The sequence below is a fragment of the Pseudomonas sp. TMW22091 genome (assembly GCF_022496705.1).
Lineage (GTDB): Bacteria > Pseudomonadota > Gammaproteobacteria > Pseudomonadales > Pseudomonadaceae > Aquipseudomonas > Aquipseudomonas saxonica.
In genome coordinates, this window is record NZ_SCFI01000003.1 from 377,165 (window position 1) to 401,279 (window position 24,115).

The following is a 24,115-nucleotide window of genomic DNA, read 5'->3' on the forward strand; positions in this document are numbered from 1 at the left end:
GTCAGCGTCTCTTGAGGTAGCCGCTGCTGGAGCTGCGACGTTGTGGGGGTCTTGCGACCGGCTGCGATTGGGCAGCCGGGGGAGTTACGGGAGCAACAGGTTCAGCGGGTTGTTGCACAGGTGTTGCGACCGGCGCTGTAAGACGCTCGGCCTGTACTGGTTTCTCATCGAACAAACCGGCCTGTGCCAGGGCTTGGCGGATGCGTTCCCAGTCGTGCTCCTTGTAGCGGTTCAGGCCCAGGTAATGGGCCATTGCCAGGTTGTACACCATCAGGTCGAGGGCTTCGTTGCGCTCGGCTTTGCCCTTCACCCATTCGATGCGCTTGTGACCGCGCACGTACCGCGCCACCTTGCGCTCGGCCACGCACTGGTCGAAGAACTCGTCCGGCAAGTCGTTGGCAAAGTGCAAGGCGCCCGGCCCGTCTTCAAACGGGTAGCGGTTGTAGATCCAGTCTTTGGCGGTGTCGGTACCGACGAACCACAGCTCGGCACCGTTGCGTTCGGTCTGGCCTTTCCAGGTCACGTCGACCATCGACGGGCGTTGCGCGATCACCGGTTTGCCCGGCTTGCTCGCGCCCTTGATGGCGAAGATGTTGCGCCACCGGCGCACGCGGCAGAACTGGTAGACCTCGTCGGTGTGGTGGCCGCCGGAGTCCACAGCGGTGGCGAGAATGCCCAAGCCGACGCCACACGGGTGCGGGTAACGCACCTTGAGTTTTTCATCAAGCACGGCCCATGTGCGCTCGTCTGCCGGATCGCCCCAGATGATCTGGAAGTCGATCACCCAGCGCTCCATGCCCACGCCCCAGCCCATCACCATCAGTTCCAGGCGGTTGGCTTGTACGTCGACCGAGGCGGTGAGCATCAGCACCCGATGAACCATCGCGCCGAGGCCGTAGGGTTCAAGGCGTGCGCGGTCTCTCAATACCGTGGCTTTGGTTTGTTCCTGAGCACTGTCCCAGACCTTGGCCAAGCGGGTGTTGTAGAACACCTGCATGGGCTCCAGGTCGCCCCGGTTCTGCGCTTTCTTGGCCTTCTCAAACTGCTTGGCCAGCGACGGCCAGTCCATCCAGCCCAGTGGTGAGTACAGGGCGTTGAGGTGAAAGCCGATGGTTTCGCCGTCGCCCTGCGCATGGGAGCGCCATTCGCCACGGGCCAGCATCTGACCCTTGTGGTGTTCTTCGATCAGAACGTCGCAATCCGGCGCGGCGCACTGGTAATGCACCACGCTGTAATCGGCCGAATAGTGCAGGTTTTCCCACTCTAGGATCTGCATGTGGCCGCAGTGCGGACACGGCACGTAATAGTAACGCTGGTCGCTGGTCTCAAACAGGTCAGCGATGCGCGACGCGCCCTTGATCGTCGGCGAGCTGGAGAAGTAGAACTTGGCGTTTCGGCCGAAGGTACTGCCCCGGGTTTCGGCCAGTTCGATGGGGTCGCCCTCTTCGCCCACGTCCGCGTCCCAGCGGTCGATCTCATCGCCGTAGATGTAGCGTGCCGACAGCTCGGCCAAGTTGGCCGCAGAACCGGCTGTGGTGACGTACAGCGAGCCGCCTTCAAACTCTTTGGTGTCCATCGTGTTGCGTGCATCACGCGAGCGGGTAGCCGCCACGCGTTCGCGCAGTACCGGCGTGGCCTTGATGGTCTTGCCGATCCGCGACGACACCCGCTTGGCCAGGCTGAGGCTAGGCAGCAGGGTCAGGATGTTGGACGGCACCATGTGGATCAGGCCGCCAATCCAGTTCAGTGCGATCTGGGTTTTCATCAACTGCGAGGCCACCATCGTGACCACGCGCTTACAAGGGTGAGCCGGTGACAGGCAGCGCATGGGCTCGCGTGCATACGGCGTGCGCGAGGTGCGGTACTGGCCGGGCTCGGCGGCGCCGGTGTCACGCGGGATACGCATGTACTCGTCGGCCCACTGGTCGACCCACAGCGACGGGTCAGGCCGTAGCCCACGGAAATACGCCTCGCGGTACACCTCTGCACCGTTCGGAATTTCCGTGTGCATGGGTTAGCTCTTGTGGTTAAGGGCGTGAACCAGATCAGCCGACGACATACGCTCGGCGTCTTCCAGCGAAGCGCGGATCGCAGCGGTAAGGCGGCGTTCGATTTCCCACGGGTCGGTCATGGCGGCCAACTCGGGGGCCAGTTGCGGTGGCATGCCCAACAGCTGATCGCGCAGCAAACGGCCGGCATTGAAGGCGCCGGTTTTTACCGCTTCAAGCTCGACCTGCGAGCCCTGCACCTTGTGGAATTCTGCCTCGGCCAATTGCGCCAGGTAGTACTCGCGGTGGGCACGGGCCTTTTGGAAGTCAGGTTGCTTGCCAGCCGGACCGATGGCGGGCTGCGGCGCAGCCATGCTCGGCGTGGATTCGACCAGCGGGGACAACTGGCTGGTTACGTCGCGCTGCACCCTATCCGCTTGATGCCGAGCCGCGACGGCGGCCTTGCTCGGGTCGGCGGTGTCACGAATCAATGCGACGGTGGCGTCGACATTCACCCGCTTGCCGTCATCCGACAGCACCAAGCGATTGTTGTCTTTAAGCCAGGTGATGTAACTCGGCGCCTTGCCGATGTGAGCCGCAAAGGCGCTCTTCGACAGAAAGATGGGGTCTGTCACAAGCCCTCCTTTTCAACGGCTTTTCAATGCAAGCCTTTCAATTTCAATGGATTGAATTTCAATAAGCTGCCAGCCCAGCGGCTAACGATTTCCCGCGGGTTTCCTGCCCCGTACCCCCGGAAATTCCCCAGGGTCCCCGGCATGTTTTGAGAGACGGGAATTATTCTGGGGAGTCAGAACGGGGTGGAATTTCACAGACGCCCAGCCGTTTGGCGACCCAGCGTTCGTAAAGGCCGATGGCGACATCCGCCCCGGCCATTGCCGTAAGGCAGCCCAGCGCCGAGGACGCCCAGAGCGAAACGCCGTTGACGTGCAGCAGCAGCATCGTTGACAAGCCGCACACCACACAGGCACCGGAGCGCAACACCAACCGCCGCACCAGTGACCAGCCTCGCGCCCCGTCCTTGTCCGCCCGCCACATCTCGCCGGACACCCCGCCGATCATGGAGAGGACGATCAGTAACCAGATCGGCATATCAGCTAACGCTTGTTGCTCTGTTGTCATCGCCTGCCCCATAAACGCAAAAACCCGGCGCAATGGCCGGGTTTAGGTGGTGGGTGCCTGCCGCTCTCTGCGGTCGCACCTATCGAAGATGGCTACTTTTTACAGGTGGATTCCGGTGGCAGCAAGCCGGTTTTAATGCCACCGGCGAATAAGTGGGTCAGGCGGGGGAACACCCGGTGAATGTCGGCGAATACATCACCCCGGCTAACGCTTTTGGGGGCTGTCTGCCCTGCCCCACTGTTCACATTCGAGGTGGGACAAGTGAGAGCGCCTAAATCAAAGGCTATGCCCCACTGTCCTACTTCTTTTACCTTTTCCTCATATAAAGAGAGATTTATAAAAACACGCGTGCGCGTGAAGCGCGCGTATAGATGCCCGCTGCGCTCACATGGGCGGGAGGCACTTTTAAGCGGGACAGTGGGACAGCCCAACAAAGACGCGGCCTGCGCCTGACCCACCACTATAGAAAGCAGCGGGACAAGGCGGGCCATAGAGGTGTGCAAGATAACCATCAGGCCGCACGCTTCCCGAGCAACAGGTGAGCGATGCACTCATGAGCCTGGTGCAGCCGCTGGTAGTAGGTATCGCGACTGCACCCGCAGTGGGTGTACTTCTGCGACAAGAAACTGTCGTGGTTGCAGTAGTGCTCATGGACCAACACAGACAACTGCGGGGGCAGGTGTTTGTTGACGATCAGCTCTATGTCAGCCGACTCATCGAGTAGCACCCGACTGCCGCGCGTGCCGCGTATCAGCTCGCCCTTGGTTTCCATCAGCATGGCAATCATGTTGCCGCTGCCCGCGCCTTCGGGTGACTCGCTGTGGAGGTCTTCCGCCCAGAGCTTGAGCAAGGTGTCGATGCGCTTAATCAAAGCAAGGCTCCTCGATCTTTTGCACCTGCAAGGCTGAGTGACCGCCCCAGTTGTCCGGCTTCTTGTAAGCCCAAGGCCGCTGTCCGCTTTTGGCCAACGCTGCCAGGCGCACACGCCGCCATCCAAGCCGATGCATGATCGCGCCGACGCGCATTTGCTCAGGCTTGCCCCAATGGCCGAAGTCGAGCTTCAGGGCGCTGGCCAACACTTCGCTGCCACTGGTGGTCTCGCCAATCTGAGACTCTTCCAGCCAGTTCAGAATCGGGCCTTCCCACTCATCCACCACAAAGCGCTCGTCCTGGGCTTCGGAGAACATGGCGGTTTCGTCGCGATTGACCCACCAGATCTCGTCAGCCTTGTAGCAAAACATAGCTTCAGCCCAGAGTTGGTCGCGCATGTCGCGCAGCAGATCCAGATCGACCTTGGTGCAGGCCACCGGCCAATAACGCCGGTTGCCCGTGGCGTCCTTGAGGTATTCGTCTTGGTTGGTCGTACCCACGAACACACACTGGCGTGGCACGTCATTTGTTCTGCGGCCGTAGCTCTCGCGGTAGGTGTCGGTGGATGCAGAGAAGAACTGTTTGGCCTTGGTGCTTTCGGCCTTGTTGAAGCTGTCCAGCTCGCCCAGCTCGATGATCCACTTGCCCCGGATCGCCTGAAAACCGTCCTTGTCGCCCAAGGCAAACGGCGTGTCCATAAACCAGTCACCGCCGAGGATACTCATGGCCGTCGACTTGCCTTCGCCCTGCCCGCCTTCAAGGATCATCACCGAGTCAGCCTTGCAGCCCGGACGCATCACCCGTGCAACCGCCGAGATCATCCAGCGCTTGCCGACCTTGGCGCTGTAGCCGCTTTGGGCTACACCCATGACTTTGTTCAGCCACGTATCGAGGCGCGGCACGCGGTCCCATTCCAGTTGGTTGAGGTAATTGCGCACCGGGTGAAACGCATGGTCGTGTGCCACCACACTGACGGCCTCAATCACGCTGGAAGCTTTAACCCGAAGGTTGTATTGCTGGGCCAGCCACTTCATCACGCGAATGTCATCAATATCGCCCCAATCTCCGGTGCCACCGCCATACGGCGGCGTGCGCAACTTGACGATCTTGGAGCTGAACGCGCTGAAAGCGATCACACCCGACCAGCGTTCATCGTTACCCAGGATCAGCTCGACGTTTTGCATGTGCGCGATCAATGAGCCATTTTCGGTGCGGGCCAGTTGGTCTTTCCAACCACCCGCTGCCGGCGGTTTGACCACCGCCAACACTTGACGGCGCACTGCGTCCAGCCCTTCGGCACAGTGCAGGTCGTTGAAGTCAGTCCACTTGATCTCGCGCTCGCCTGAAAAGATCGGCCCGACCACTTGGCCACCGACGATCAATGCTGCGTTACTGCCCTTCTCTTCACCGGGGTTCCAAGGCTCGCCATTTGGGCGTTTGGTTTTCCAGTCATCATCGCGGCAGACAATCAACGCTCTGCCGGGGAAACGCTCGCGCATGGCCTTGGCCACCACACTCAAATTGCCCGCATCAAAAGCAATGGCCACCGTCAACGAGGTGGCCATATTCAGGCTTGCGCCGGTGGCGTAGCCCTCACACACCAACACCGGCTCACCCGGTTCTGGGTGCGGGCCGATCAGGTGGAAGGCGCCCTCTTTGGACATGCCATGCGGCCAATAAGACTTGTCGCGGCCGGTATCTGCCTGCTTCTCGGGATAGATCACTTGCAGCCCGACAATCTGATCCCGCGCGTTGCTCATCGGGATCAACACAGCCCCGGTGCGCGGAGCGTAGCGCACACCGATGCCGACGATCTGCTTGCGTTCCAGATAGGCACTACGACCCTTTTCGGGCATGCGCTTAAACAAGCCCGAGGCACGGTTAGCAGCCCGACGCGCCGCATTGGCGGCAACCTCTGCAGCACGACGCTTGGCCTCTTCCTGACGAGCACGCATGACGTCGCGCTCTTCCTGACTCATGCGCCCAGCCTTGACCTTAATCTTATTGCTGTCGCCCGTACGCCAATCACCGAAGCTGCCGAAAATCAGTATTTCGTTTTTCTCGGTGCGGTGCTCATGGATCACGTACCAGCCGTTTTTCTCCTTGCCCTTATCCTGCGTGGTCTTGCAGCGGGTCAGCTTGCCGTAAATCAGCGGTTGCGCAGGCTCAAGGCCGTGGTCAGCGAATTGACCGAGAACGTCATCGAGCATAACGAGTACCTACTTGTTCATTCAGTTGTTGGCAGGCTGCACAGCGGGTGCAACTGGTAACGGCCAAGCGACGGGCCATAGGGATAGTCGAATCGCAATCCACGCAGAACTCAAAAGACTCAAACACCGGCAACGCCTTGCGCGCTGCCAGTGCTTGATCGATACGTTCCTGCACCAGGTCGTTGGCAAAATCAGCGATATCAGCCACGGTCGGCACCTCGCGTGGTCGAGTTGACGTAGCAAGCGCGGTTGAACATCCCCAGCAACCCCTGAATACCGCGAAACACCTGCAGGCGAATCTCAGCCAGCTCGCGGTCAGTCACCACACCATCGCCAATGCTTTTGGCCCAGGTGTCCGCCAGATCGGCCACCTGACGGAAATACACCGCAAGGCCGGTGGTCAGCGTCTCGGGCATGTCATCGGTGTAGGCCTCGGCCAGCTCCTGCCAAATCGTGTCGCCCACCAACGCGTGCACCGCATCCAGGATGCGGCGGTCTTTGGTCAGCTCCAGAATCTCGGCGAACTCTTGAACATTCACCGTGTGGCTGGGATGGGTCGGCGAGAGTTTGTGCTGCAGCGTGGTGGGGTTGCGGCCGGTGGTGGCGGCAATGGCAGCAGCGCCGCCCGGGTAATCGCGGGCAGCATGATAAAGCGCCAAATCGAGCGGCAGAATTTCGCGTCGCGCTCGCTGGGTGCAACTCAGAGCAATACGGCTCATGGCATTAATCCTTGAATGTTGCCAGTGCCGCGCGGCGTGCAGTGGTGGTACATTTGCCGCGTGGCTTGAAGAGGCCCAAAAAGCCGGTCTAGATTCTCAAGATCGAAACCGGCACCGTGCCGAGGCGAACGATCCGTCGCTCACCTCTGGCGCAACAGCTGCCACCTCTGTGGTGGAGTAGGCAGCAACCCAAAGCTTCCGAGCCTTGGAAAGCGCGGATAAAGAGAGGCGGTTTAGCATGTGGTGTGCCCGCCTACCTTTACCGCGACCCGGCGACACTGTGGTGGTGTGTGCCGGGAGGAACTGGGCGGCCCTTGGGTCGCCTTTTTTCTTTCTCAACTATGCTGCAGCCTTATGTGGCGAGGATGCTTCCAGCAACCATGCAGCTTCAAACGAGTGGCCGTTTTTCTGCGCCGCTGTGGCCAGCAACTCGGCATAACGGGTTTCACCGGTGTAATCCGTACGGGGCAAACACGCTGCCAGACGCCATTTATTCAGCGCCTGATAGCTACGCTGACAGACCTTGGCTGCGGCACCGATGCCACCAACAGCTTCAAACGCGAACGCAATAGCATTCGGAAAATCTGAGGGGTTCAGCATGGCAACCTCTATTTATCAACTCGCGGTTGATATTAAACATCAACTGACTTTTGCGCAAGGTCTATGAGAGTCTCAACCTATGGTTGATAAAGACGAATTACGCGCAGAGTTCAGCTCTCGCCTACACGAAGCACTCGACGACGCCGGCATACGCAGCCGTGGGCGCGGAGTGGACATTCACAAACGCTTGAAAAGCGTGGGAGTCCACAAAACCACCCAAGCCATAAGCAAATGGCTGAATGGCGAGGCAATGGCAGAGGCTGACAGTATGGTTGCCCTATGCGACTGGCTGAAAGTGCGCCGTGAGTGGCTTGAATACGGGGTTTTGCCAAAAGAACAGACAGCTGATGGGATTGGACATCAACTGCAAGTTGGCGAGGACAGTAATGTCAGCGGCATCATGCAGCGGTTCGGTAAAGTCCCACTCATTTCGTGGGTGCAGGCCGGAGCTTGGTGCGAATCTATCTGTAATTTTGAGCCATACGATACAGATGATTGGGTTTCTTGCCCTGTGCCTATTAGCTCAAGCGGTTATGCACTGAAGGTTCTGGGGGATTCGATGACGAATCCAGGGCCGGGTAGGAGCTATCCAACGGGCTGCATCATCTTTGTTGATCCTGAAATCCAGGCTAACACTGGTGATCGAGTGGTCGCACGAGTGCCACGCACCAATGAAGTGACCTTCAAGGTGTTGGATTCGGATGCCGGACGGGTTTATCTGCGCCCTATCAATCCGCAATATCCAATCATTGATATTACGGAAGAGACACATATTTGTGGGAAGGTGGTTGGATCGTTTGTGCCAGAGTAAATTCAATGCGATTTTTTTTGAGAGGCTTTTTGCAACATATACACTGCATACCCATCAGAAAAATGAAAATATGTAGCAAGCACAAATAGAAAGATCTGGCTGACACCAAGACCTAATGTGGGTTTCGCTACCATGCCAAAATAGAAAGCAGCAGCCACAACAACCCAGAAAAACCTTTTAGCCGTATAAAAACCATAGATTTGGTCGTTAGTTTTATGTTTCGTAGCAGCTACTGCTTTTGACATCTTGAATGTCACTTGCCCGAATACAACGCATGAAATCAAGGACCAATCTGCAGAGAGAAAAATCTGTTTCAAGGCCTCCTTCCAACAAGACGTATAAAGCTTTATACCGATCAAAAGTACGAATGGTATAAGCACATACAAATATTCAGCTTTTAGATCAGCAAAGACTGCTTTACGCTCACGACGCTCACGCTCATCAGATACTGAAAGCATGCTGATAATCACCATTCCTATGTATATTCAGGATGTTTTTAATTTTTGCATTCCTTATTTCAATTTTCCCTTTTCCATCAGGTGGAGTATATATCGAATATGATAAATCTGCTTCGATCATATCGAGAGGGCCTATAGCCTTTATCAAACCGCCCTGGTAGCGTCCCAACCAATCTTTATCAAGTATTCTAGCCGGAAACCGTCTTTGGGTAGCAGGACTCCTAAAAGTCCATACTGAGTTCCCTTCATTGACCTGAACTGTCGCGAAAAGTTTATCTTTTCCATCGAAAAATTCTGTGGTACCTGAAAACATTTTTCTTGGATCACCAACAAAATTCCAATCTGTGTTGAGTGCCATGTACCCATCAGTCTCACCAGCAGATATCGAAACAGTTTCTCCGGACTGCATTTTCTTATTAGCGTCGGACATTTTTTTCAAAACAAATGCAAGCCCCTGCCGATCAATATCTGGATGCACAAGAGTATCAGGAACCATTGCTGCCAATTTATCTTCAAGGGTGCTGGCAATTTGATCGACCTGCTCCTCGGTTTCTGTCACATCGACATCAACTAGACTTTCATACAGACCCTTTCCAGAATTATAAAAGGCATTTTGCATGTAACCATCTATAGCTTTACACAAAGAATCGAGCTTTGTAACAATCGACCCTTCCTTCACTGCATTCAGTTTAAACTCAAATTCAGTATCCAAATCAAGAGAGTTAGCCAGCAGCTGGCAAAAATCTCGCTGCGCATTTATATAAAGAGCCATAGCTTCAAAAATTTGCGCTGGATCTTTGCGGCCAACATTATAGTCAACCCTTACTAAAAGTTCTGAATCCAATTCAACATACTCAACATACTTATTTTTAATAGCGATAATGATCTAAATCAGTATCTTCTACCGCTACGTCTTTATTTTTCCATAAGCTCAACTCTACCTTGCTGAGACACCATTTCGCCACCATAAATTCGCTGCAGCCAAGCCCAGACGTTGAAATATCAACAGCAGGTTGTTGACATATATCAATCATCGGTTGATATTAGCATTTCTCTTCACCACAGAGGGATGCACTACCATGCACACCACAGCAACCCTGCACGTCCACCCAACGTGCGCCAGTAACCGTCGACTGATCGAGCAGCTGCAAGCCACCACCGGCTGCTTGGTCATCCTCCACAACCACAAACCCCGGCTGATTCCGCACTGCAACCGCCCTACCCCGTTCGATCCGAACAATGGAGGGCATGCAGCATGAACCGGTTTTCTTTGGCTGATAAAACCCTTCGCCTGCTGGCTGCACAGGTCAATTTGAACGGCACGTTTAAGCACGTTTGCCCGCTTCAAAATACCAACCAGCCGTTGACCTTTGATCTTCAAGTCGAGCGCGGCCCCTCCAGCACTCACTTTACGATCATCACCGGCGTCGAGAAACACAGCCTGACGGTACACACCCCAAGCAGAGACACGCACCTGGTGCTCGCTGACTTTATTGAGTCCATCGCCAATGGCCGGTTGGACACTGCCGAGCCAGCAACACCACGCATGACTGCCGAATCTGTCGACCGCGGCCAGCTACTGGATACTCATCAGCAAGAGCAACTGCATCAGTTGGTGCGCAATGGAGGCTCATTGTTGCTCGATGTCGGCTTCGATGAGGACGTCAGAATAGCGGTGCATCGCACGCAGAGCCGCACAGGCATCACGGCCATTATCGTCGCCGGCAACACATGCCCGCGCACCCAGTGCTTTACGGTGTATGGCGACGAGCAGCACAGCGTCGACCGGCTGCTGCAATCGCTCAACCACTTGGCTGCGTCGGTAGCTTCTACCGCGCTCGCAGCTTAGGAGGTGATATGGATCGCACTCTCGCAAAAGCCGCCGCGTGCCTGGGCACTACTCGGCCAAAACTGATCAAGCTGATGCGCGAAAAAGGCCTGCTCAACGACCGCAACCTGCCAGCCTTCCCGGTTCGGGATCGTGAGTATCTGCGGGTAAAGGACAGCAACTGGTTCCACGCTGAACTCGGCATGCAGTACAGCCAATCAACCCGGGTGCGTCAGCCCGGCATGGCTTGGCTGGCCGAGCAGTTGGGGCTGGCCCTTCCACCTATCCCGGCTGACCACCGTGACGTGGCCTAGGGAGTATGCGCGGCAGATCGTGGCCATGCCGACACGCGAGGAGCGCAACGCTGCGCTCCTTGAAGTGCCGGAGCATTTGCGCGAACTGACCAAGCGCCACTGCCTGAATGCCTGGACACACCCAGCCCGCCACCTACCTAAAACGAACAGGTCCGCCCATGAGTAATGCCAACCAAAATCCGCTGCGGCTCATGCCAGCACCGGACGCGGCCACCGTTGAGCTGCTGTACCGCAACTTCGGCGACGTGCTGATCCCCCTCGACAAGCTGCGCGCGCAGTATTTTCGCTACCTCAACGAACAGTCATTCATCGCGGAAATCATCAGCGGCCGTATTCAACTGCCCATTACCACGCTCGATAGCAGCCGCAAGGCCACCAAGTTCGCTCATATCCGCCACGTTGCCGCACTGATCGATATCCGTGCATACAAGGCTGATGAAGAGCTTACGAGGCCGCAAGGCGATACCCAGAACAAAGACGACTAACCCCGCTGCCACCACCAGCGATACACCAGGAGCACACCACATGACCACAACTCAGATCTGCGCGTTGATTGTTCTCATATTCAGCGCGGGCCTGCTCTATTTAATTGGCTACCGTTGCGGCTTGGCCGATGGTCAGAAGCATCAACCGGATGCCCGCACCCGGAGAAAAGCGGCATGACCCACCAACTGATACACCACCCAGCCCAGCCCGCTTTGCTCTGCAACGTCCGAGGGATCACCGCGCCTGTAAAAAACAGTCTCTGCTGCGAAGCAGCAGGCATTACTAACGCTATTCGTGCCACTGCGGGGGTGCTTATACCCCACGTAAAGCTGCGCGAGGCAGCCCATGTTGATGCAACGCTAAACGCTCAGAATCGCCCGCCCGCGCAGCTTGTGGTGGGGTATAAGAGCCTTAATAACGCTTGGAAAGGACGCTAATCATGCGTAAAGAACTCATCAAAATCAGCGAATACCAGCGCCGCCGCTGGGGTGAGAACGGAACGCCGTTGTGCTCCCAGGCTATTCGTAACTACATCCGCAACGGCAAATTGCCGGGAGAGCAGATTGGCTCGCTTTGGTACGTTGACTGGAATGCGCTGAGCAAGTCGGATGGTAACGACTTGGTCGCAATGGTATTGAAAGGAGTAGCCTGATGTCCCCTAGGCCGCGCACTGGTGCGAACAAGCACCTGCCGCAGAACCTGTACTTTGATGCGCGGCGCTCGACCTACCGCTACCGTCGGCCCACCGACGGTAAGTGGTTTCAGTTTGGCACCGACCGAATCCGGGCAATCGACGCCGCTAAACAGCTCAATCTGGAATTCATGCGCGGCGCTGATCTCGTCGGCGCTGTGATGGGCAACACGTCAGGTTCATTTGCTGGTTTTCTGGACAAGTACGAAGCCGAAATTCTTCCTCCCCGCGAGCTGGCCAAGGGGACACTGGGGCTGTACGCCGTTCACTTCAGACGATTCCGAAGACACTTCGAGGGTAAGGCTGTCGATCAAATAACCATACGCATGGTTGCAGAGCTGCTCGACACCCTGACACCTCGTAGCGCCAATCAAAGTCGCGCCCTATTGGTGGACATTTTCAATCATGCCGCGTCGAAGGGTTTGTGCCCGGACAACCCGGCATCGAGCACCATCAACCGTATCGAGAAGAAGCAACGCAAACGCCACACCGTGGAAGGCCTTAAGGCGATCAGGGAAGTGTCCCCACCCTGGTTACGCAACGCCATCGACTTGGCACTGATCACCGCTCAACGCCGTTCAGATATTCTGGACATGCGATTTGATGGCGTGCGGGATGGCTATTTGTACCTGGTGCAAAAGAAAACTGCCAAGGCCAGCGATACAGCGTGGATTCGTTTCAAGGTGACTGAGGAGTTACAAACCGTTATTACACGATGCAGAGACAACGTAGCCTCCCCGTTCTTGATTCATCGCAAGCCACAACGACTGCTACAAAAGCAGGCGCAGACTAAAGAGCACTGGACCAAAGTTGAGGATCGGTTTTTAACGCGCTCTTTTAAAGAGGCGCGCGAACTGGCTGGCTGTTACGCGGACTGGAAAGAAGAAGAGATGCCGGGCTTTCACGAAGTGCGCGCATTATCGCTGCACCTGTACAAAAGAGCCGGTAAAGATGGTCAGGCCATTGCGGGTCATGCCAGCGAGACCATGACCAAAAACTACCAGAAAGACCACGCCGATGTGATCTGGTCGGATGCGATTCCAGACCTGAATATCAGCGAAATCACCGGATAGTTTTGCGCGCATTTTGCGCCAGTTTTGCGCAAGGCAGAAACGAGAAAGGGAACCAAGAGCGTAAACCCTTGATTCCCTTACAGAATATGGTCGGGACGGAGTGATTCGAACACTCGACCCCTAACATCCCAAGCGTGCTAAGACTGTCGAAATCCTTACAGATAAAACATTTATGAGGGCACCTGCTGCAAACGATGCCCACAGTGCGTAGTCAAGTTTCACAATTCTCTGCAAAACTCCCTCAGCGACTTCAGTTCTGCCATGCCCTGCTGTTTTCTTTTCAAAAGCTATTATACCGACCCGCATTAACTTAACGAATCCGAGATCTAGGAACTGTTCCTCCAGCGACGAAAAGCACGGGAGGATGCACTATGCATCAGCCAAAAATTGATTAAAACCAAGCCAAGAACGTATAGTTCACAGTATCCCTAAAACAGCTCAGCGCGGAAGCGGTGGACTTACGAAAGCAGACTCACGTCTTGAAACCTCGCTGAATTCAAGCAATCAAGACTTCGTGTTACTGCGCTACGGCATGACCGCAGCGCAACCAGTTCGAAACCAAGATCAACGGGTAGATATTTGATTTGGGGTGCCGAATCCCCTCACCGGGCATCTCCACATAGCAACGAAAACAGGAATAAGGAATACTGATCTATAGTTTGTTAGCAGCGGATACCCAAGATCACCCAGCAAAACAAACCCCATGCAAAATAAAACCACAATACGACTACTAAATGATTTCCTAAAGTACAAATAAGCTGCCATCAAAACAATCAGATACCCAAATACACCCACTCTAATAACGTAGTCAGCTATAAAATTATCACCAAACATAACATCCGGTAAAGATGTAAGACCTAGAGGAAGAAACGGATTTTCTAAAATATATTTATACGTACCCTCCAGCCTATTGCCTGATACCATTCTACCTTTTATGCCATTACCATTACTGGACAAGATGGCATCAACAGACTCATAAAAAAATGTTGCATCGACAAACGTCAATACAGCCAGAGCTATTAAGACAATCAAGAATAGCTTTACCACTTTAAAACTAGCCAATAGGTGATACAAGTACAGACCAACCAGTATCACCGATAGCGCGATAGCTGAAAATGACTTAAGGGAAACAATCATAAAAAAGAATGATAGACACATCATCAAAAACAGTAGAGATTTCAAACCTCTGTTATATAAGTAAAGCCTAAAATAAACAACTGCAAACAGACAATACATAAATGCGGAAAGAGAGTGAGTTGCAAATGTACCTACAGGTTTGCCACCGACCTGCACCATGAAATAGTGAAGATCATCGTTATAAGCCTGATAAAAATCGAAAATTAATTCCCTTATAGCTTCGTTACCAAATACGACACCAAAGCCAAAAACAACTAAAACACAAGCCATTATATGAAATACATTTCTAGAAATGGAGCTAACATAATTTGGTGGACACGTAATTAATACTACCCACATCCCAAGATACGGAAAAATCGCCCCCGGCGTAAACTCTCCTTTTCTTGAAAGCATAGTAAACAGCAAAAGCAAAACAAAAAAAACGGCACACAGTGTAAAGTTGTGAATATTTAAAGGAGATCGATATAGGTTAAACAACAAGAAAACACTTGCAGCAATAACCGCAACTATTGACAGCCCCGGAATTATAACACCGCCAATTGAAGACGGCATAAAAAGAGCAATAAAGGCAGACACAAAAAAAAGAAAACCACCATCCTTGTAACTGTTAACACCCATCTCCTTTATAGAAGTTGAATTCACAGCTTTGAAACTTCCCATAACCACACCAATTATCCATGATCGCCAGCTAACTTTGCTGGCGATTCTGACACATAGTGGCCAATGTGTCACATACAATAATATATTTGCTCAACAAGCTTTATGAAGGTGCAAGCCACTGCTTTGAATCCTTGCATGTTAACGTGGGATACCGCCCCAGAATGCTGCACCGGCAATTATTATATCCGCCTCAAATAAGGTCGCAATATCGGCGATCAAAGCCACACGAGCGCTCGCCAAGGGACAAAGGACCGTGCCGCACACAACTAGACCAAGTGTTTAAATGTTGCGTATATAACAACTACAGACATTGGCGGCGCCGGCGACGCAAGATCCAAAAAAAGCTACCCGATAGCCTAAAACCATCAAACAGCATAGGATTCGACCCAAAGTCACCCGATATTTTCATTACACCGACAAGAAGAGGGTCGACAGTTACACCTTAAATGCCGTGATGCACAACTACCCCCAGCCCTGCAATCTCAGGCTAAGCCCTTTGACCTGGACTGACCGAACTCTATCAATATCCTGCGAATAACCCTTCAACCCATATAACCCTCTACCTCTGTAATTCAGACCATTTTTATTTAAGAACTGAACTCACCCAGCCCGCCACCCACCAGAACGAGCAGGCCCACCCATGAGTAATGCCAACCAAAAACCGCTCGGGCTAATGCCTGCACCGGACGCGGCCACCGTTGAGTTGCTGTATCGCAACCTCGGGAACGTACCGCCCCCCCCTCGAGAAGCTGCGCGCTCAGTACTTTCTCTACCTCACGAACAGTCATTCATTGCAAAAATTATCAGCGTCCGCATTCAAGCGCCTATAACCAGGCTCGGCAGCAGCCGCAAGAGCACCAAGTTCGTGTATATCCACCATGTCGTTGCACTGATAGAGATTCGTACGTACAAGGCCGACAAAGAGCTTGCGCGGCCGCACGGGAAGCCCCCAGAGCAAAGATGACTAACTCCGCTGCTACCCGATGCAGAGACAACGTAGCCTCCCTGGTCTTGATTCATCGCATGCAAGAACGATTGCTAAAAAATCAGGCGCAGACTTACGAGCACCGCATAAAGGTGAGAATCGGTTTTTAACACGCTCTTTTAAAGAGGCGCGCGAACTGGCCGGCTGTTACGCGGACTGGAAAGAAGAGGAGATGCCGGGCTTTCACGAAGTGCGTGCATTGTCGCTGCACCTGTACAAAAGGGCCGGTAAAGATGGTCAGGCCATTGCGGGCCATGCCAGCGAGACCATGACCAAAAACTACCAGAAAGACTAGGCCAATGTGATCTGGTCGGATGCGATTCCAGACCTGAATATCAGCGAGATCACCGGATAGTTTTGCGCGCATTTTGCGCCAGTTTTGCGCAAGGCAGAAACGAGAAAGGGAACCAAGAGCGTAAACCCTTGATTCCCTTACAGAATATGGTCGGGACGGAGTGATTCGAACACTCGACCCCTAGCACCCCATGCTAGTGCGCTACCGGACTGCGCTACGCCCCGACTAGGCGTTACATCTGTCTTACAACTTGCTTGAACGTCGAGGAATATACCTTAAGCTTTTGAAATACGGAAGTATTTAAAACCAAGATTATTTACGAAGCACCTGCAAAACATCTTCGAGCTCAGAGATCGTTTGACGGATCAATTGCTTGTATTGAGTAGTATCGTCTTTGGCCTCATCACCAGAAAGCCGCAAACGCGCGCCTCCAATAGTGAAGCCTTGGTCGTAGAGCAATGCGCGGATTTGCCGGATTATCAACACGTCCTGTCGTTGATAATACCGGCGGTTTCCGCGACGCTTGACGGGGTTGAGTTGTGGAAACTCTTGCTCCCAGTAGCGCAGTACATGCGGCTTGACCCCACACAACTCGCTAACTTCGCCAATGGCGAAGTAGCGTTTGCCTGGAATTGGCGGGAGCTCGTCGTTATGACTTGGTTCCAGCATATGCCTCTACTCGGGCCTTCAACTTCTGCCCTGGACGAAAGGTGACCACACGGCGAGCCGTGATCGGGATTTCCTCTCCCGTTTTCGGATTGCGGCCAGGCCGCTGTCGCTTGTCACGCAAATCAAAATTGCCAAAACCTGACAGTTTGACCTGTTCATTGTCTTCAAGAGCGTGTCTGATTTCTTCGAAAAACAACTCCACCAACTCTTTGGCTTCGCGTTTATTCAGACCCAGCTCCTCATAAAGACGTTCTGCCATTTCAGCTTTCGTCAGAGCCCCCATACGTCACTTCCTTAGCGTGGCGTTCAACCTTTTTTCGAGCGAGGTGAGGATGTTTTGTGTCGTGGTGTTCACCTCATCGTCATTAAGAGTGCGCGATGGATGCTGCCAGGTCAAGCCAACTGCAAGGCTTTTTCTAAGCGGATCAATACCTTTACCCTGGTATACGTCAAATAACCTTAGGTCCGTGAGCCACTCCCCTGCATTCTCACGTATTACATCCAGTACGGAGCTGGCTGCTACCTCGCGATCCACCAGCAGCGCCAGATCACGACGAACCTCAGGGAAACGCGATAGCTCTTGGAATTTAGGCATTTTGCCCAAAGCCACTTCAGCCAAAACCAGCTCGAATACAAACACTGGCCGGTCCAAGCCCAACGTTTTCGAAAGCTCTGGATGGATGGCACCCACAAAACCTACTTCGCGGCCATCACGCTCGATGCGTGCAGTCTGGCCAGGATGCAGTGCGGGGTGTTTGCCAGGCACAAAGGTAAATGCATCCAGCGCGCCAGCAAAACCCAAGACCGATTCGACGTCAGCTTTAACATCAAAAAAGTCTACAACCTCACGGCCTTGCGCCCAACCCTCAGGCAACCGAGTACCGCAGACAACACCTGCGAGCATTGGCTCTTGTTTCAAGCCTTCTAACTGACCGACAAAACGCAACCCGCTCTCAAAGAGACGAACACGGTCCTGCTGACGGTTCAGGTTATGCTGAAGCGCTTTGACTAAACCAGGCCACAAGGTCGCACGCATTGCAGCCATATCGTTGGAGATAGGATTAGCCAGCAATAGCGGCTCTACTCCCGGGCTGAAAAGTTCGAACTGTTTAGGGTCGATGAAACTGTAAGTAATAGCTTCCTGATAACCACGCGCAACCAATAGGCGACGCAGCTCTGGCAAATCGCTGCGCGCTTCTGCTTTTGCTTGTGGTGCCAGACGGGCTTGTGGGTAACGAACCGGCAAGCGGTTATAGCCGTAAAGACGCGCCAGCTCTTCGATCAGGTCTACTTCAAGACTGATATCAAAGCGATGGCTTGGCACTTCAACACGCCACTGTCCTGCTCCCTCAGCGGTAATGGTCAGGCCCAGCGCACTGAGCAGACGCTCAATTTCGCTATCGTCCATTTCCATGCCGAGCATCTGACTGATACGGGCTGCACGCAATGTAATGGGAGCAATAGAAGGCAGAAATTGTTCGTTGACAATTTCGACGATTGGACCGGCTTCACCGCCTGTAATGTCAAGCAGCAGACCTGTGGCACGCTCCATCGCTTCACGGGCCAGCTTCCAGTCCACCCCACGCTCGTAACGGTGCGAGGCGTCAGTATGCAGACCATAGGATCGGGCTTTACCCGCTACAGCGATCTGATCAAAGAACGCACTTTCGAGGAATATATCGCGGGTTTTGATAGAAACACCGCTGTGCTCCCCCCCCATAACACCTGCAATTGCCAGCGCTCGGGTGTGGTCGGCAATCACCAGCGTATCACTGCGCAGTGTCACTTCCTGACCGTCGAGCAGAACGAGCTTCTCGCCTTCCTCGGCCATACGCACACGAATACCACCATTGATCTCGGCGAGATCAAAAGCATGCAGCGGCTGCCCCAACTCAAGCATGACATAGTTGGTAATGTCGACGGCAGCATCAATACTCCGCACGTCGGCACGACGCAAGCGCTCGACCATCCACAACGGAGTTGGTCGGGACAGGTCAACATTGCGAATGACACGCCCCAAATAACGCGGACACGCAGCAGGCGCCAGTACTTCAACAGGACGCACTTCGTCGTGCATCACAGTAACTGGGGCCACTACAGGGCGAGTAACCTCAGCAGCGTACAGCGCACCCACTTCACGAGCCAAACCGGCCAGAGAAAGGCAGTCGCCACGGTTAGGGGTTAAATCAACCTCGATGCTGGCATCTTCAAGAGCGAGGTAGACGCGGATATCTTCGCCAACCGGAGCGTCAGACGGCAACTCCATCAGGCCGTCATTGCCTTCGCCCACTTGCAGCTCAGCTTGCGAGCACAGCATGCCGTTAGATTCGACACCTCGAAGCTTGGCTTTTTTAATTTTGAAGTCGCCCGGCAGTTGCGCGCCGATCATCGCAAACGGGATTTTCAAGCCTGGTCGCACGTTGGGTGCACCACACACAACTTGAAACGTCTCTGCGCCGTTGCTGACCTGGCAAACGCGAAGCTTATCGGCATCCGGATGTTGCTCGGTGCTCAAGACTTCACCCACTACCACGCCACTGAAGTCACCGGCGGCCGGCGTTACGCTGTCGACCTCAAGGCCGGCCATCGACAGACGAGCAACCAGCTCGTCACGATCTACCTGCGGGTTAACCCAACCACGCAGCCATTGTTCACTGAATTTCATCCTGCTCTCCTAAAAATTCGTTACGACTAGCGAAATTGCGCGAGAAACCGCAAGTCGTTGTCGAAGAACAGACGCAAGTCGTTCACGCCGTAACGCAGCATGGCCAGACGCTCCACGCCCATGCCGAAGGCAAAGCCAGAAAACTCTTCCGGGTCGATACCAGACATGCGCAGCACGTTCGGGTGAACCATGCCGCAACCCATGACTTCTAGCCAGCCGGTCTGCTTGCACACGCGACAGCCTTTACCGCTGCACATCACGCATTCCATATCGACCTCAGCGGAAGGCTCGGTGAACGGGAAGTACGATGGGCGGAAACGAACGGCCAGCTCTTTTTCGAAGAAAACTCGCAAAAATTCTTCGATGGTGCCTTTCAAATCAGCAAAGTTGATATCACGGTCGACCAACAAGCCTTCGACTTGATGGAACATAGGGGAGTGAGTGATATCAGAGTCGCTACGATAGACACGACCCGGGCATACGATGCGGATAGGCGGTTGTTTCGATTCCATGGTGCGGACCTGTACCGGGGAGGTATGGGTGCGCAGCAGCATGTTTGCATTGAAATAGAAGGTGTCATGCATCGACCGGGCAGGGTGGTGGCCTGGGATGTTGAGCGCCTCAAAGTTGTGATAATCGTCTTCAACTTCCGGGCCTTCGGCAATGCCGTAGCCAATATGAGTGAAGAACTGCTCAATACGCTCCAGAGTGCGAGTGACCGGATGCAGACCACCCGAGGTCTGACCACGGCCTGGCAGGGTCACATCAATGGACTCGGCAGACAGTTTGGCGGCCAGATCAGCCTCTTCAAACAGTGCCTTGCGGGCATTGAGAACCTCTGTAACACGCTCCTTGGCAACGTTAATAAGGGCGCCGACTTGCGGACGCTCTTCTGCAGGCAAATTCCCCAGGGTCTTCATCACCTGAGTCAATTCACCCTTTTTGCCAAGGTATTGAACCCGGATTTGCTCCAGGGCATTGATATCTTCAGCGCTTTGCACAGCCTCTAGTGCTTGAGAGACCAGCGCATCCAGGTTTTCCATGTACAGACTCCAGATACAAAATAGGGGAAGAGCTTGAAGGCTCTTCCCCTATTTAAGACGTTTAGCACTCGAACCCACACAGGTGAGTTCGAGTAACTGTCGGGGGTACTTAAGCCAAGGTGGCTTTAGCTTTCTCGACAATTGCAGCAAACGCCGCTTTTTCGTTCACTGCCAGATCAGACAGAACCTTACGGTCGATCTCGATGGAAGCTTTTTTCAGGCCGGCGATGAAACGGCTGTAAGACAGACCGTTGATACGTGCACCAGCGTTGATACGAGCGATCCACAGAGCGCGGAACTGACGTTTTTTCTGACGACGGTCACGGTAGGCGTATTGGCCTGCCTTGATTACCGCTTGCTTGGCAACACGGAATACGCGTGAGCGTGCGCCGTAGTAGCCTTTAGCCAGTTTCAGAATTTTTTTGTGACGTTTACGGGCGACAACGCCACGCTTTACACGAGCCATGAGTTACTTCCTCTAGTCTTAACCAAAAATTAACGAAGGCGCAGCATGCGCTCGACTTTTGCCACGTCAGACGGATGCAGCAAGCTGCTACCGCGCAATTGACGCTTACGCTTGGTCGACATTTTGGTCAGGATGTGGCTCTTGAAAGCGTGCTTGTGCTTGATACCGTTAGCAGTTTTCAGAAACCGCTTAGCAGCACCACTTTTAGTCTTCATCTTTGGCATGTTCGGATACTCCGCATTCAGTTGATAAACATAATCAGAAGGCCTGCCGTGCCCAATTGATTACTTCTTCTTTTTCGGGGCGATGACCATAATCAGCTGGCGTCCTTCCATCTTAGGATGCTGTTCTACAGTCCCGTATTCCACAAGGTCAGCTTCAACCCGCTTCAACAGTTCCATACCCAGCTCCTGGTGGGCCATCTCACGACCGCGGAATCGTAACGATACCTTGGCCCTGTCCCCATCACTCAGGAAACGTACCAGGTTGCGCAGTTTTACCTGGTAATCCCCTTCCTCCGTCCCTGGACGAAACTTGATTTCTTTAACCTGGATTTGTTTCTGGTTTTTCTTCGCTGCGGCAATCTGCTTCTTCTTTTCGAAGATCGACTTGCCGTAATCCATCAGCTTGCAAACAGGGGGTACTGCATCAGCGGAAATTTCCACCAAATCCAGTTTGGCCTCTTCAGCCTTAAGAAGCGCTTCTTCAATCGGGACAATGCCAAGTTGCTCGCCCTCAGCTCCGATTAACCGAACCTCGCGTGCCGAGATATTCTCGTTGATCGGGGCTTTCGGTGCAGCTCGTTTATCTTGTCTCATTTCACGCTTAATAATAATTACTCCGAATCATGGCGACCACGCCGGGAAACCGCTTGTGCGAGAAATTCAGCGAATTGCGCGACGGGCATTGAGCCCAGGTCAGCACCTTCACGTGTACGCACAGCGACAGTCTGCATCTCGACTTCCCGATCTCCGATAACCAAGAGATAAGGAACCTTGAGCAAAGTATGCTCGCGGATTTTAAAGCCGATCTTTTCATTTCTCAAGTCAGACTTGGCACGAAATCCGCTCTGATTGAGAGTTTTTTCAACTTCAGCGGCAAAATCTGCCTGTTTATCAGTGATATTCATGATCACTGCCTGAGTCGGCGCCAGCCACGCAGGGAATGCACCCTCGTAATGCTCGATCAAAATACCGACAAAACGTTCAAACGACCCGAGGATCGCGCGGTGCAGCATAACGGGGTGTTTGCGACTATTGTCTTCGGACACGTATTCGGCGCCCAGACGGATCGGCAGGTTGAAATCGAGCTGTAAGGTACCACACTGCCAGACACGACCCAGACAATCTTTCAGGGAGAATTCAATTTTAGGCCCGTAAAAGGCACCTTCACCTGGCTGCAGGTCGTATTTCAAGCCCGCACTGTCGAGGGCTGAAGCCAATGCGCTTTCGGCACGATCCCACAATTCATCAGATCCCACACGCTTTTCAGGACGAGTGGACAGCTTGAGCTCTATATCCTTGAAGCCGAAATCTGAATAAACATCCAGTGTCAGCTTGATGAAAGCAGCGGATTCGGCCTGCATCTGCTCTTCTGTACAGAAGATGTGCGCATCGTCTTGAGTGAATGCACGTACGCGCATGATGCCGTGCAGCGCACCGGATGGCTCGTTTCGGTGACACGCACCAAATTCGGCCAGACGCATTGGCAATTCGCGGTAGCTTTTCAAACCCTGATTGAAGACTTGCACGTGGCAAGGGCAGTTCATGGGCTTGATCGCGTAATCACGGCTTTCAGACTCAGTCGTGAACATGTTTTCAGCGTAGTTAGCCCAATGACCGGACTTTTCCCACAAGCTGCGGTCGACAACCTGAGGAGTCTTGATCTCCAGGTAGCCATTTTCGCGCTGAATTTTACGCATGTATTGCTCAAGCACTTGGTAAAGCGTCCAGCCATTCGGGTGCCAGAACACCATACCCGGCGCTTCTTCCTGAGTATGGAACAGGCCCAGGCGCTTACCGATTTTACGGTGATCGCGTTTCTCGGCTTCTTCAATACGCATGATGTAGGCAGCGAGTTGCTTTTTGTCTGCCCAAGCCGTGCCATAGATACGCTGCAACTGCTCGTTCTTGGCATCACCGCGCCAGTAAGCGCCTGACAATTTGGTCAGTTTGAACGACTTCAGAAAGCGCGTATTCGGCACGTGAGGGCCGCGACACATGTCGACGTATTCTTCATGGAAGTACAAGCCCATGGCCTGTTCATCTGGCATGTCTTCAATCAGACGCAGCTTGTAATCTTCACCACGCTGAGAAAAAAGCTCGATGACTTCAGCACGCGGAGTCACTTTCTTGATGACGTCGTAGTCTTTCTCGATCAACTGCTGCATGCGCTGTTCGATAGCCGCCATGTCATCCGGAGTGAACGGACGCTCATAGGCGATATCGTAGTAAAAGCCTTCGTCAATGACAGGACCGATTACCATTTTGGCCGTCGGGTACAACTGTTTGACTGCATGACCGACCAAGTGGGCGCAAGAGTGACGAATGATCTCCAGCCCCTCTTCATCCTTAGGCGTGATGATCTGCAAGGTAGCGTCGTGCTCGATCAAGTCGCAAGCATCAACCAGCTTGCCGTTGACCTTGCCGGCCACGGTGGCCTTGGCCAGACCGGCACCGATTGAAGCGGCGACCTCCGCAACAGATACCGGATGATCGAATGAACGTTGACTACCGTCGGGAAGAGTAATAGTTGGCATGGCGCCTCCTCTCCTAGTGGTGACCCCTACCAAAGGTCACGTGGGTTGGGATGAGCCAGTACGCGATTCGGAGGTATGCCTGCCTCACAGTGGCAGGAGCCTTACGGCAAACCGAAAACCGAACCAGAGTGACTGGAATTCAAATCAAAAAGGTTTATGGCTCTGCTTTGATGCGGCGTGCGCATGTAATCACATTAATGGCCAAGGGCGGCATGCTAGCACAGATGAATTCACGCCGCCCTTCTCGCT

At 53.8% G+C, this 24,115-nt stretch carries 28 protein-coding genes, 1 tRNA gene and 1 pseudogene; 10 read left to right on the forward strand and 20 right to left on the reverse strand.

Annotated features, from left to right (window positions below; translation table 11 throughout):
- Position 1: 1 nt before the first annotated feature.
- From EQV93_RS08220 to EQV93_RS08255, 8 genes are all read right to left on the reverse strand, one after another.
- The gene (locus EQV93_RS08220; protein ID WP_240891345.1) at positions 2 to 2,011 is read right to left on the reverse strand and encodes a phage terminase large subunit family protein; all 2,010 of its coding nucleotides are present in this window, start codon (positions 2,009 to 2,011) and stop codon (positions 2 to 4) included.
- 3 nt (positions 2,012 to 2,014) lie between these two features.
- The gene (locus tag EQV93_RS08225; protein ID WP_240891346.1) at positions 2,015 to 2,623 is read right to left on the reverse strand and encodes a terminase small subunit; all 609 of its coding nucleotides are present in this window, start codon (positions 2,621 to 2,623) and stop codon (positions 2,015 to 2,017) included.
- 160 nt (positions 2,624 to 2,783) lie between these two features.
- Positions 2,784 to 3,128 (reverse strand): phage holin family protein, encoded by a 345-nt coding sequence (locus EQV93_RS08230; protein ID WP_240891347.1) that lies wholly within the window; start codon positions 3,126 to 3,128, stop codon positions 2,784 to 2,786.
- Positions 3,129 to 3,639: 511 nt separating this feature from the next.
- Positions 3,640 to 3,999, reverse strand: coding sequence for a PA0613 family protein (locus tag EQV93_RS08235; protein WP_240891348.1), 360 nt, complete (start codon positions 3,997 to 3,999; stop codon positions 3,640 to 3,642).
- Positions 3,992 to 6,208, reverse strand: coding sequence for a VapE domain-containing protein (locus tag EQV93_RS08240; RefSeq protein WP_240891349.1), 2,217 nt, complete (start codon positions 6,206 to 6,208; stop codon positions 3,992 to 3,994). The genes EQV93_RS08235 and EQV93_RS08240 overlap by 8 nt, the downstream gene beginning before the upstream one ends.
- On the reverse strand, positions 6,198 to 6,416 hold the full coding sequence (locus EQV93_RS08245; protein WP_120266704.1) for a TraR/DksA family transcriptional regulator: 219 nt from the start codon (positions 6,414 to 6,416) through the stop codon (positions 6,198 to 6,200). Before EQV93_RS08245 ends, EQV93_RS08240 begins: the two co-directional genes overlap by 11 nt.
- Positions 6,409 to 6,927 (reverse strand): phage regulatory CII family protein, encoded by a 519-nt coding sequence (locus tag EQV93_RS08250; protein WP_170942656.1) that lies wholly within the window; start codon positions 6,925 to 6,927, stop codon positions 6,409 to 6,411. Before EQV93_RS08250 ends, EQV93_RS08245 begins: the two co-directional genes overlap by 8 nt.
- Before the next feature lie 339 nt (positions 6,928 to 7,266).
- Positions 7,267 to 7,527 (reverse strand): hypothetical protein, encoded by a 261-nt coding sequence (locus tag EQV93_RS08255; protein WP_169907848.1) that lies wholly within the window; start codon positions 7,525 to 7,527, stop codon positions 7,267 to 7,269.
- 79 nt (positions 7,528 to 7,606) lie between these two features.
- On the opposite strand from EQV93_RS08255, the gene EQV93_RS08260 reads away from it, so the two are divergent.
- On the forward strand, positions 7,607 to 8,338 hold the full coding sequence (locus EQV93_RS08260; protein WP_240891350.1) for a LexA family protein: 732 nt from the start codon (positions 7,607 to 7,609) through the stop codon (positions 8,336 to 8,338).
- 2 nt (positions 8,339 to 8,340) lie between these two features.
- Here the strand turns inward: EQV93_RS08260 and EQV93_RS08265 are convergent, their stop codons facing one another.
- On the reverse strand, positions 8,341 to 8,796 hold the full coding sequence (locus tag EQV93_RS08265; RefSeq protein WP_240891351.1) for a hypothetical protein: 456 nt from the start codon (positions 8,794 to 8,796) through the stop codon (positions 8,341 to 8,343).
- On the reverse strand, positions 8,780 to 9,640 hold the full coding sequence (locus tag EQV93_RS08270; RefSeq protein ID WP_240891352.1) for a hypothetical protein: 861 nt from the start codon (positions 9,638 to 9,640) through the stop codon (positions 8,780 to 8,782). The genes EQV93_RS08265 and EQV93_RS08270 overlap by 17 nt, the downstream gene beginning before the upstream one ends.
- A 235-nt stretch (positions 9,641 to 9,875) precedes the next feature.
- Between EQV93_RS08270 and EQV93_RS08275 the strand changes: the two genes are divergently transcribed.
- From EQV93_RS08275 to EQV93_RS08305, 7 genes are all read left to right on the forward strand, one after another.
- The gene (locus EQV93_RS08275) at positions 9,876 to 10,055 is read left to right on the forward strand and encodes a hypothetical protein (protein ID WP_240891353.1); all 180 of its coding nucleotides are present in this window, start codon (positions 9,876 to 9,878) and stop codon (positions 10,053 to 10,055) included.
- On the forward strand, positions 10,052 to 10,645 hold the full coding sequence (locus EQV93_RS08280; protein WP_240891354.1) for a hypothetical protein: 594 nt from the start codon (positions 10,052 to 10,054) through the stop codon (positions 10,643 to 10,645). Before EQV93_RS08275 ends, EQV93_RS08280 begins: the two co-directional genes overlap by 4 nt.
- A gap of 8 nt (positions 10,646 to 10,653) precedes the next feature.
- Positions 10,654 to 10,938 carry a phage antirepressor KilAC domain-containing protein gene (locus EQV93_RS08285; RefSeq protein WP_240891355.1) on the forward strand — a complete coding sequence of 95 codons (285 nt, stop codon included), beginning with the start codon at positions 10,654 to 10,656 and terminating at the stop codon, positions 10,936 to 10,938.
- A 158-nt stretch (positions 10,939 to 11,096) separates the two neighbouring features.
- On the forward strand, positions 11,097 to 11,423 hold the full coding sequence (locus tag EQV93_RS08290) for a pyocin activator PrtN family protein (protein WP_120265969.1): 327 nt from the start codon (positions 11,097 to 11,099) through the stop codon (positions 11,421 to 11,423).
- 40 nt (positions 11,424 to 11,463) lie between these two features.
- Entirely contained in the window at positions 11,464 to 11,601 is a 138-nt protein-coding gene (locus tag EQV93_RS08295; protein ID WP_158637842.1) for a hypothetical protein, read from the forward strand.
- Positions 11,602 to 11,863: 262 nt separating this feature from the next.
- Positions 11,864 to 12,076: a hypothetical protein gene (locus EQV93_RS08300; RefSeq protein WP_120265971.1), complete on the forward strand. Its 213-nt coding sequence runs from the start codon at positions 11,864 to 11,866 to the stop codon at positions 12,074 to 12,076.
- Positions 12,076 to 13,188, forward strand: a complete 1,113-nt coding sequence (locus EQV93_RS08305; RefSeq protein WP_240891356.1) for a tyrosine-type recombinase/integrase — start codon at positions 12,076 to 12,078, stop codon at positions 13,186 to 13,188. The genes EQV93_RS08300 and EQV93_RS08305 overlap by 1 nt, the downstream gene beginning before the upstream one ends.
- A gap of 564 nt (positions 13,189 to 13,752) precedes the next feature.
- Here the strand turns inward: EQV93_RS08305 and EQV93_RS08310 are convergent.
- Complete coding sequence (locus tag EQV93_RS08310) at positions 13,753 to 14,985, reverse strand: hypothetical protein (protein WP_240891357.1); 1,233 nt, start codon at positions 14,983 to 14,985, stop codon at positions 13,753 to 13,755.
- A 640-nt stretch (positions 14,986 to 15,625) separates the two neighbouring features.
- On the opposite strand from EQV93_RS08310, the gene EQV93_RS08315 reads away from it, so the two are divergent.
- Both EQV93_RS08315 and EQV93_RS08320 read left to right on the forward strand, forming a co-directional pair.
- A complete protein-coding gene (locus tag EQV93_RS08315; protein ID WP_240891358.1) occupies positions 15,626 to 15,949 on the forward strand; it encodes a pyocin activator PrtN family protein in 324 nt (107 codons plus the stop codon).
- Between the two features lie 14 nt (positions 15,950 to 15,963).
- Positions 15,964 to 16,265, forward strand: a pseudogene (locus EQV93_RS08320) (integrase); the annotation flags it as partial.
- 147 nt (positions 16,266 to 16,412) lie between these two features.
- Here EQV93_RS08320 and EQV93_RS08325 read toward each other — a convergent pair.
- The 9 genes from EQV93_RS08325 to thrS all read right to left on the reverse strand — a co-directional run bounded on the left by EQV93_RS08325 (position 16,413) and on the right by thrS (position 23,866).
- Positions 16,413 to 16,489, reverse strand: a tRNA-Pro gene (locus EQV93_RS08325).
- Between the two features lie 88 nt (positions 16,490 to 16,577).
- Positions 16,578 to 16,934 (reverse strand): MerR family transcriptional regulator, encoded by a 357-nt coding sequence (locus tag EQV93_RS08330; protein WP_122782897.1) that lies wholly within the window; start codon positions 16,932 to 16,934, stop codon positions 16,578 to 16,580.
- Positions 16,915 to 17,217, reverse strand: a complete 303-nt coding sequence (gene ihfA, locus EQV93_RS08335; protein WP_002553164.1) for an integration host factor subunit alpha — start codon at positions 17,215 to 17,217, stop codon at positions 16,915 to 16,917. Before ihfA ends, EQV93_RS08330 begins: the two co-directional genes overlap by 20 nt.
- A gap of 3 nt (positions 17,218 to 17,220) precedes the next feature.
- Positions 17,221 to 19,599, reverse strand: a complete 2,379-nt coding sequence (gene pheT / locus EQV93_RS08340) for a phenylalanine--tRNA ligase subunit beta (protein WP_240891359.1) — start codon at positions 19,597 to 19,599, stop codon at positions 17,221 to 17,223.
- Positions 19,600 to 19,625: 26 nt separating this feature from the next.
- A complete protein-coding gene (gene pheS / locus EQV93_RS08345) occupies positions 19,626 to 20,642 on the reverse strand; it encodes a phenylalanine--tRNA ligase subunit alpha (RefSeq protein ID WP_048383162.1) in 1,017 nt (338 codons plus the stop codon).
- Positions 20,643 to 20,751: 109 nt separating this feature from the next.
- Positions 20,752 to 21,108 (reverse strand): 50S ribosomal protein L20, encoded by a 357-nt coding sequence (rplT, locus tag EQV93_RS08350; RefSeq protein WP_003442184.1) that lies wholly within the window; start codon positions 21,106 to 21,108, stop codon positions 20,752 to 20,754.
- A 29-nt stretch (positions 21,109 to 21,137) separates the two neighbouring features.
- Positions 21,138 to 21,332 carry a 50S ribosomal protein L35 gene (rpmI, locus tag EQV93_RS08355; protein WP_002553160.1) on the reverse strand — a complete coding sequence of 65 codons (195 nt, stop codon included), beginning with the start codon at positions 21,330 to 21,332 and terminating at the stop codon, positions 21,138 to 21,140.
- 60 nt (positions 21,333 to 21,392) lie between these two features.
- Positions 21,393 to 21,944: a translation initiation factor IF-3 gene (infC, locus tag EQV93_RS08360; RefSeq protein WP_169835808.1), complete on the reverse strand. Its 552-nt coding sequence runs from the start codon at positions 21,942 to 21,944 to the stop codon at positions 21,393 to 21,395.
- On the reverse strand, positions 21,944 to 23,866 hold the full coding sequence (gene thrS, locus EQV93_RS08365; RefSeq protein ID WP_122782899.1) for a threonine--tRNA ligase: 1,923 nt from the start codon (positions 23,864 to 23,866) through the stop codon (positions 21,944 to 21,946). The genes infC and thrS overlap by 1 nt, the downstream gene beginning before the upstream one ends.
- Positions 23,867 to 24,115: the final 249 nt, after the last annotated feature.

Coding starts and splice junctions, on each gene's coding strand:
- pheS (WP_048383162.1), bottom strand. CDS start 20,642: ATGGAAAACCTGGATGCGCTGGTCTCTCAAGCACTAGAGGCTGTGCAA.
- EQV93_RS08220 (WP_240891345.1), bottom strand. CDS start 2,011: ATGCACACGGAAATTCCGAACGGTGCAGAGGTGTACCGCGAGGCGTAT.
- EQV93_RS08305 (WP_240891356.1), top strand. CDS start 12,076: ATGTCCCCTAGGCCGCGCACTGGTGCGAACAAGCACCTGCCGCAGAAC.
- EQV93_RS08240 (WP_240891349.1), bottom strand. CDS start 6,208: ATGCTCGATGACGTTCTCGGTCAATTCGCTGACCACGGCCTTGAGCCT.
- pheT (WP_240891359.1), bottom strand. CDS start 19,599: ATGAAATTCAGTGAACAATGGCTGCGTGGTTGGGTTAACCCGCAGGTA.
- EQV93_RS08330 (WP_122782897.1), bottom strand. CDS start 16,934: ATGCTGGAACCAAGTCATAACGACGAGCTCCCGCCAATTCCAGGCAAA.
- EQV93_RS08285 (WP_240891355.1), top strand. CDS start 10,654: ATGGATCGCACTCTCGCAAAAGCCGCCGCGTGCCTGGGCACTACTCGG.
- EQV93_RS08275 (WP_240891353.1), top strand. CDS start 9,876: ATGCACACCACAGCAACCCTGCACGTCCACCCAACGTGCGCCAGTAAC.
- EQV93_RS08265 (WP_240891351.1), bottom strand. CDS start 8,796: ATGCTTTCAGTATCTGATGAGCGTGAGCGTCGTGAGCGTAAAGCAGTC.
- EQV93_RS08260 (WP_240891350.1), top strand. CDS start 7,607: ATGGTTGATAAAGACGAATTACGCGCAGAGTTCAGCTCTCGCCTACAC.
- EQV93_RS08300 (WP_120265971.1), top strand. CDS start 11,864: ATGCGTAAAGAACTCATCAAAATCAGCGAATACCAGCGCCGCCGCTGG.
- EQV93_RS08280 (WP_240891354.1), top strand. CDS start 10,052: ATGAACCGGTTTTCTTTGGCTGATAAAACCCTTCGCCTGCTGGCTGCA.
- rplT (WP_003442184.1), bottom strand. CDS start 21,108: ATGGCTCGTGTAAAGCGTGGCGTTGTCGCCCGTAAACGTCACAAAAAA.
- EQV93_RS08250 (WP_170942656.1), bottom strand. CDS start 6,927: ATGAGCCGTATTGCTCTGAGTTGCACCCAGCGAGCGCGACGCGAAATT.
- thrS (WP_122782899.1), bottom strand. CDS start 23,866: ATGCCAACTATTACTCTTCCCGACGGTAGTCAACGTTCATTCGATCAT.
- EQV93_RS08295 (WP_158637842.1), top strand. CDS start 11,464: ATGACCACAACTCAGATCTGCGCGTTGATTGTTCTCATATTCAGCGCG.
- EQV93_RS08255 (WP_169907848.1), bottom strand. CDS start 7,527: ATGCTGAACCCCTCAGATTTTCCGAATGCTATTGCGTTCGCGTTTGAA.
- EQV93_RS08315 (WP_240891358.1), top strand. CDS start 15,626: ATGAGTAATGCCAACCAAAAACCGCTCGGGCTAATGCCTGCACCGGAC.
- EQV93_RS08230 (WP_240891347.1), bottom strand. CDS start 3,128: ATGACAACAGAGCAACAAGCGTTAGCTGATATGCCGATCTGGTTACTG.
- rpmI (WP_002553160.1), bottom strand. CDS start 21,332: ATGCCAAAGATGAAGACTAAAAGTGGTGCTGCTAAGCGGTTTCTGAAA.
- EQV93_RS08310 (WP_240891357.1), bottom strand. CDS start 14,985: ATGGGAAGTTTCAAAGCTGTGAATTCAACTTCTATAAAGGAGATGGGT.
- ihfA (WP_002553164.1), bottom strand. CDS start 17,217: ATGGGGGCTCTGACGAAAGCTGAAATGGCAGAACGTCTTTATGAGGAG.
- EQV93_RS08290 (WP_120265969.1), top strand. CDS start 11,097: ATGAGTAATGCCAACCAAAATCCGCTGCGGCTCATGCCAGCACCGGAC.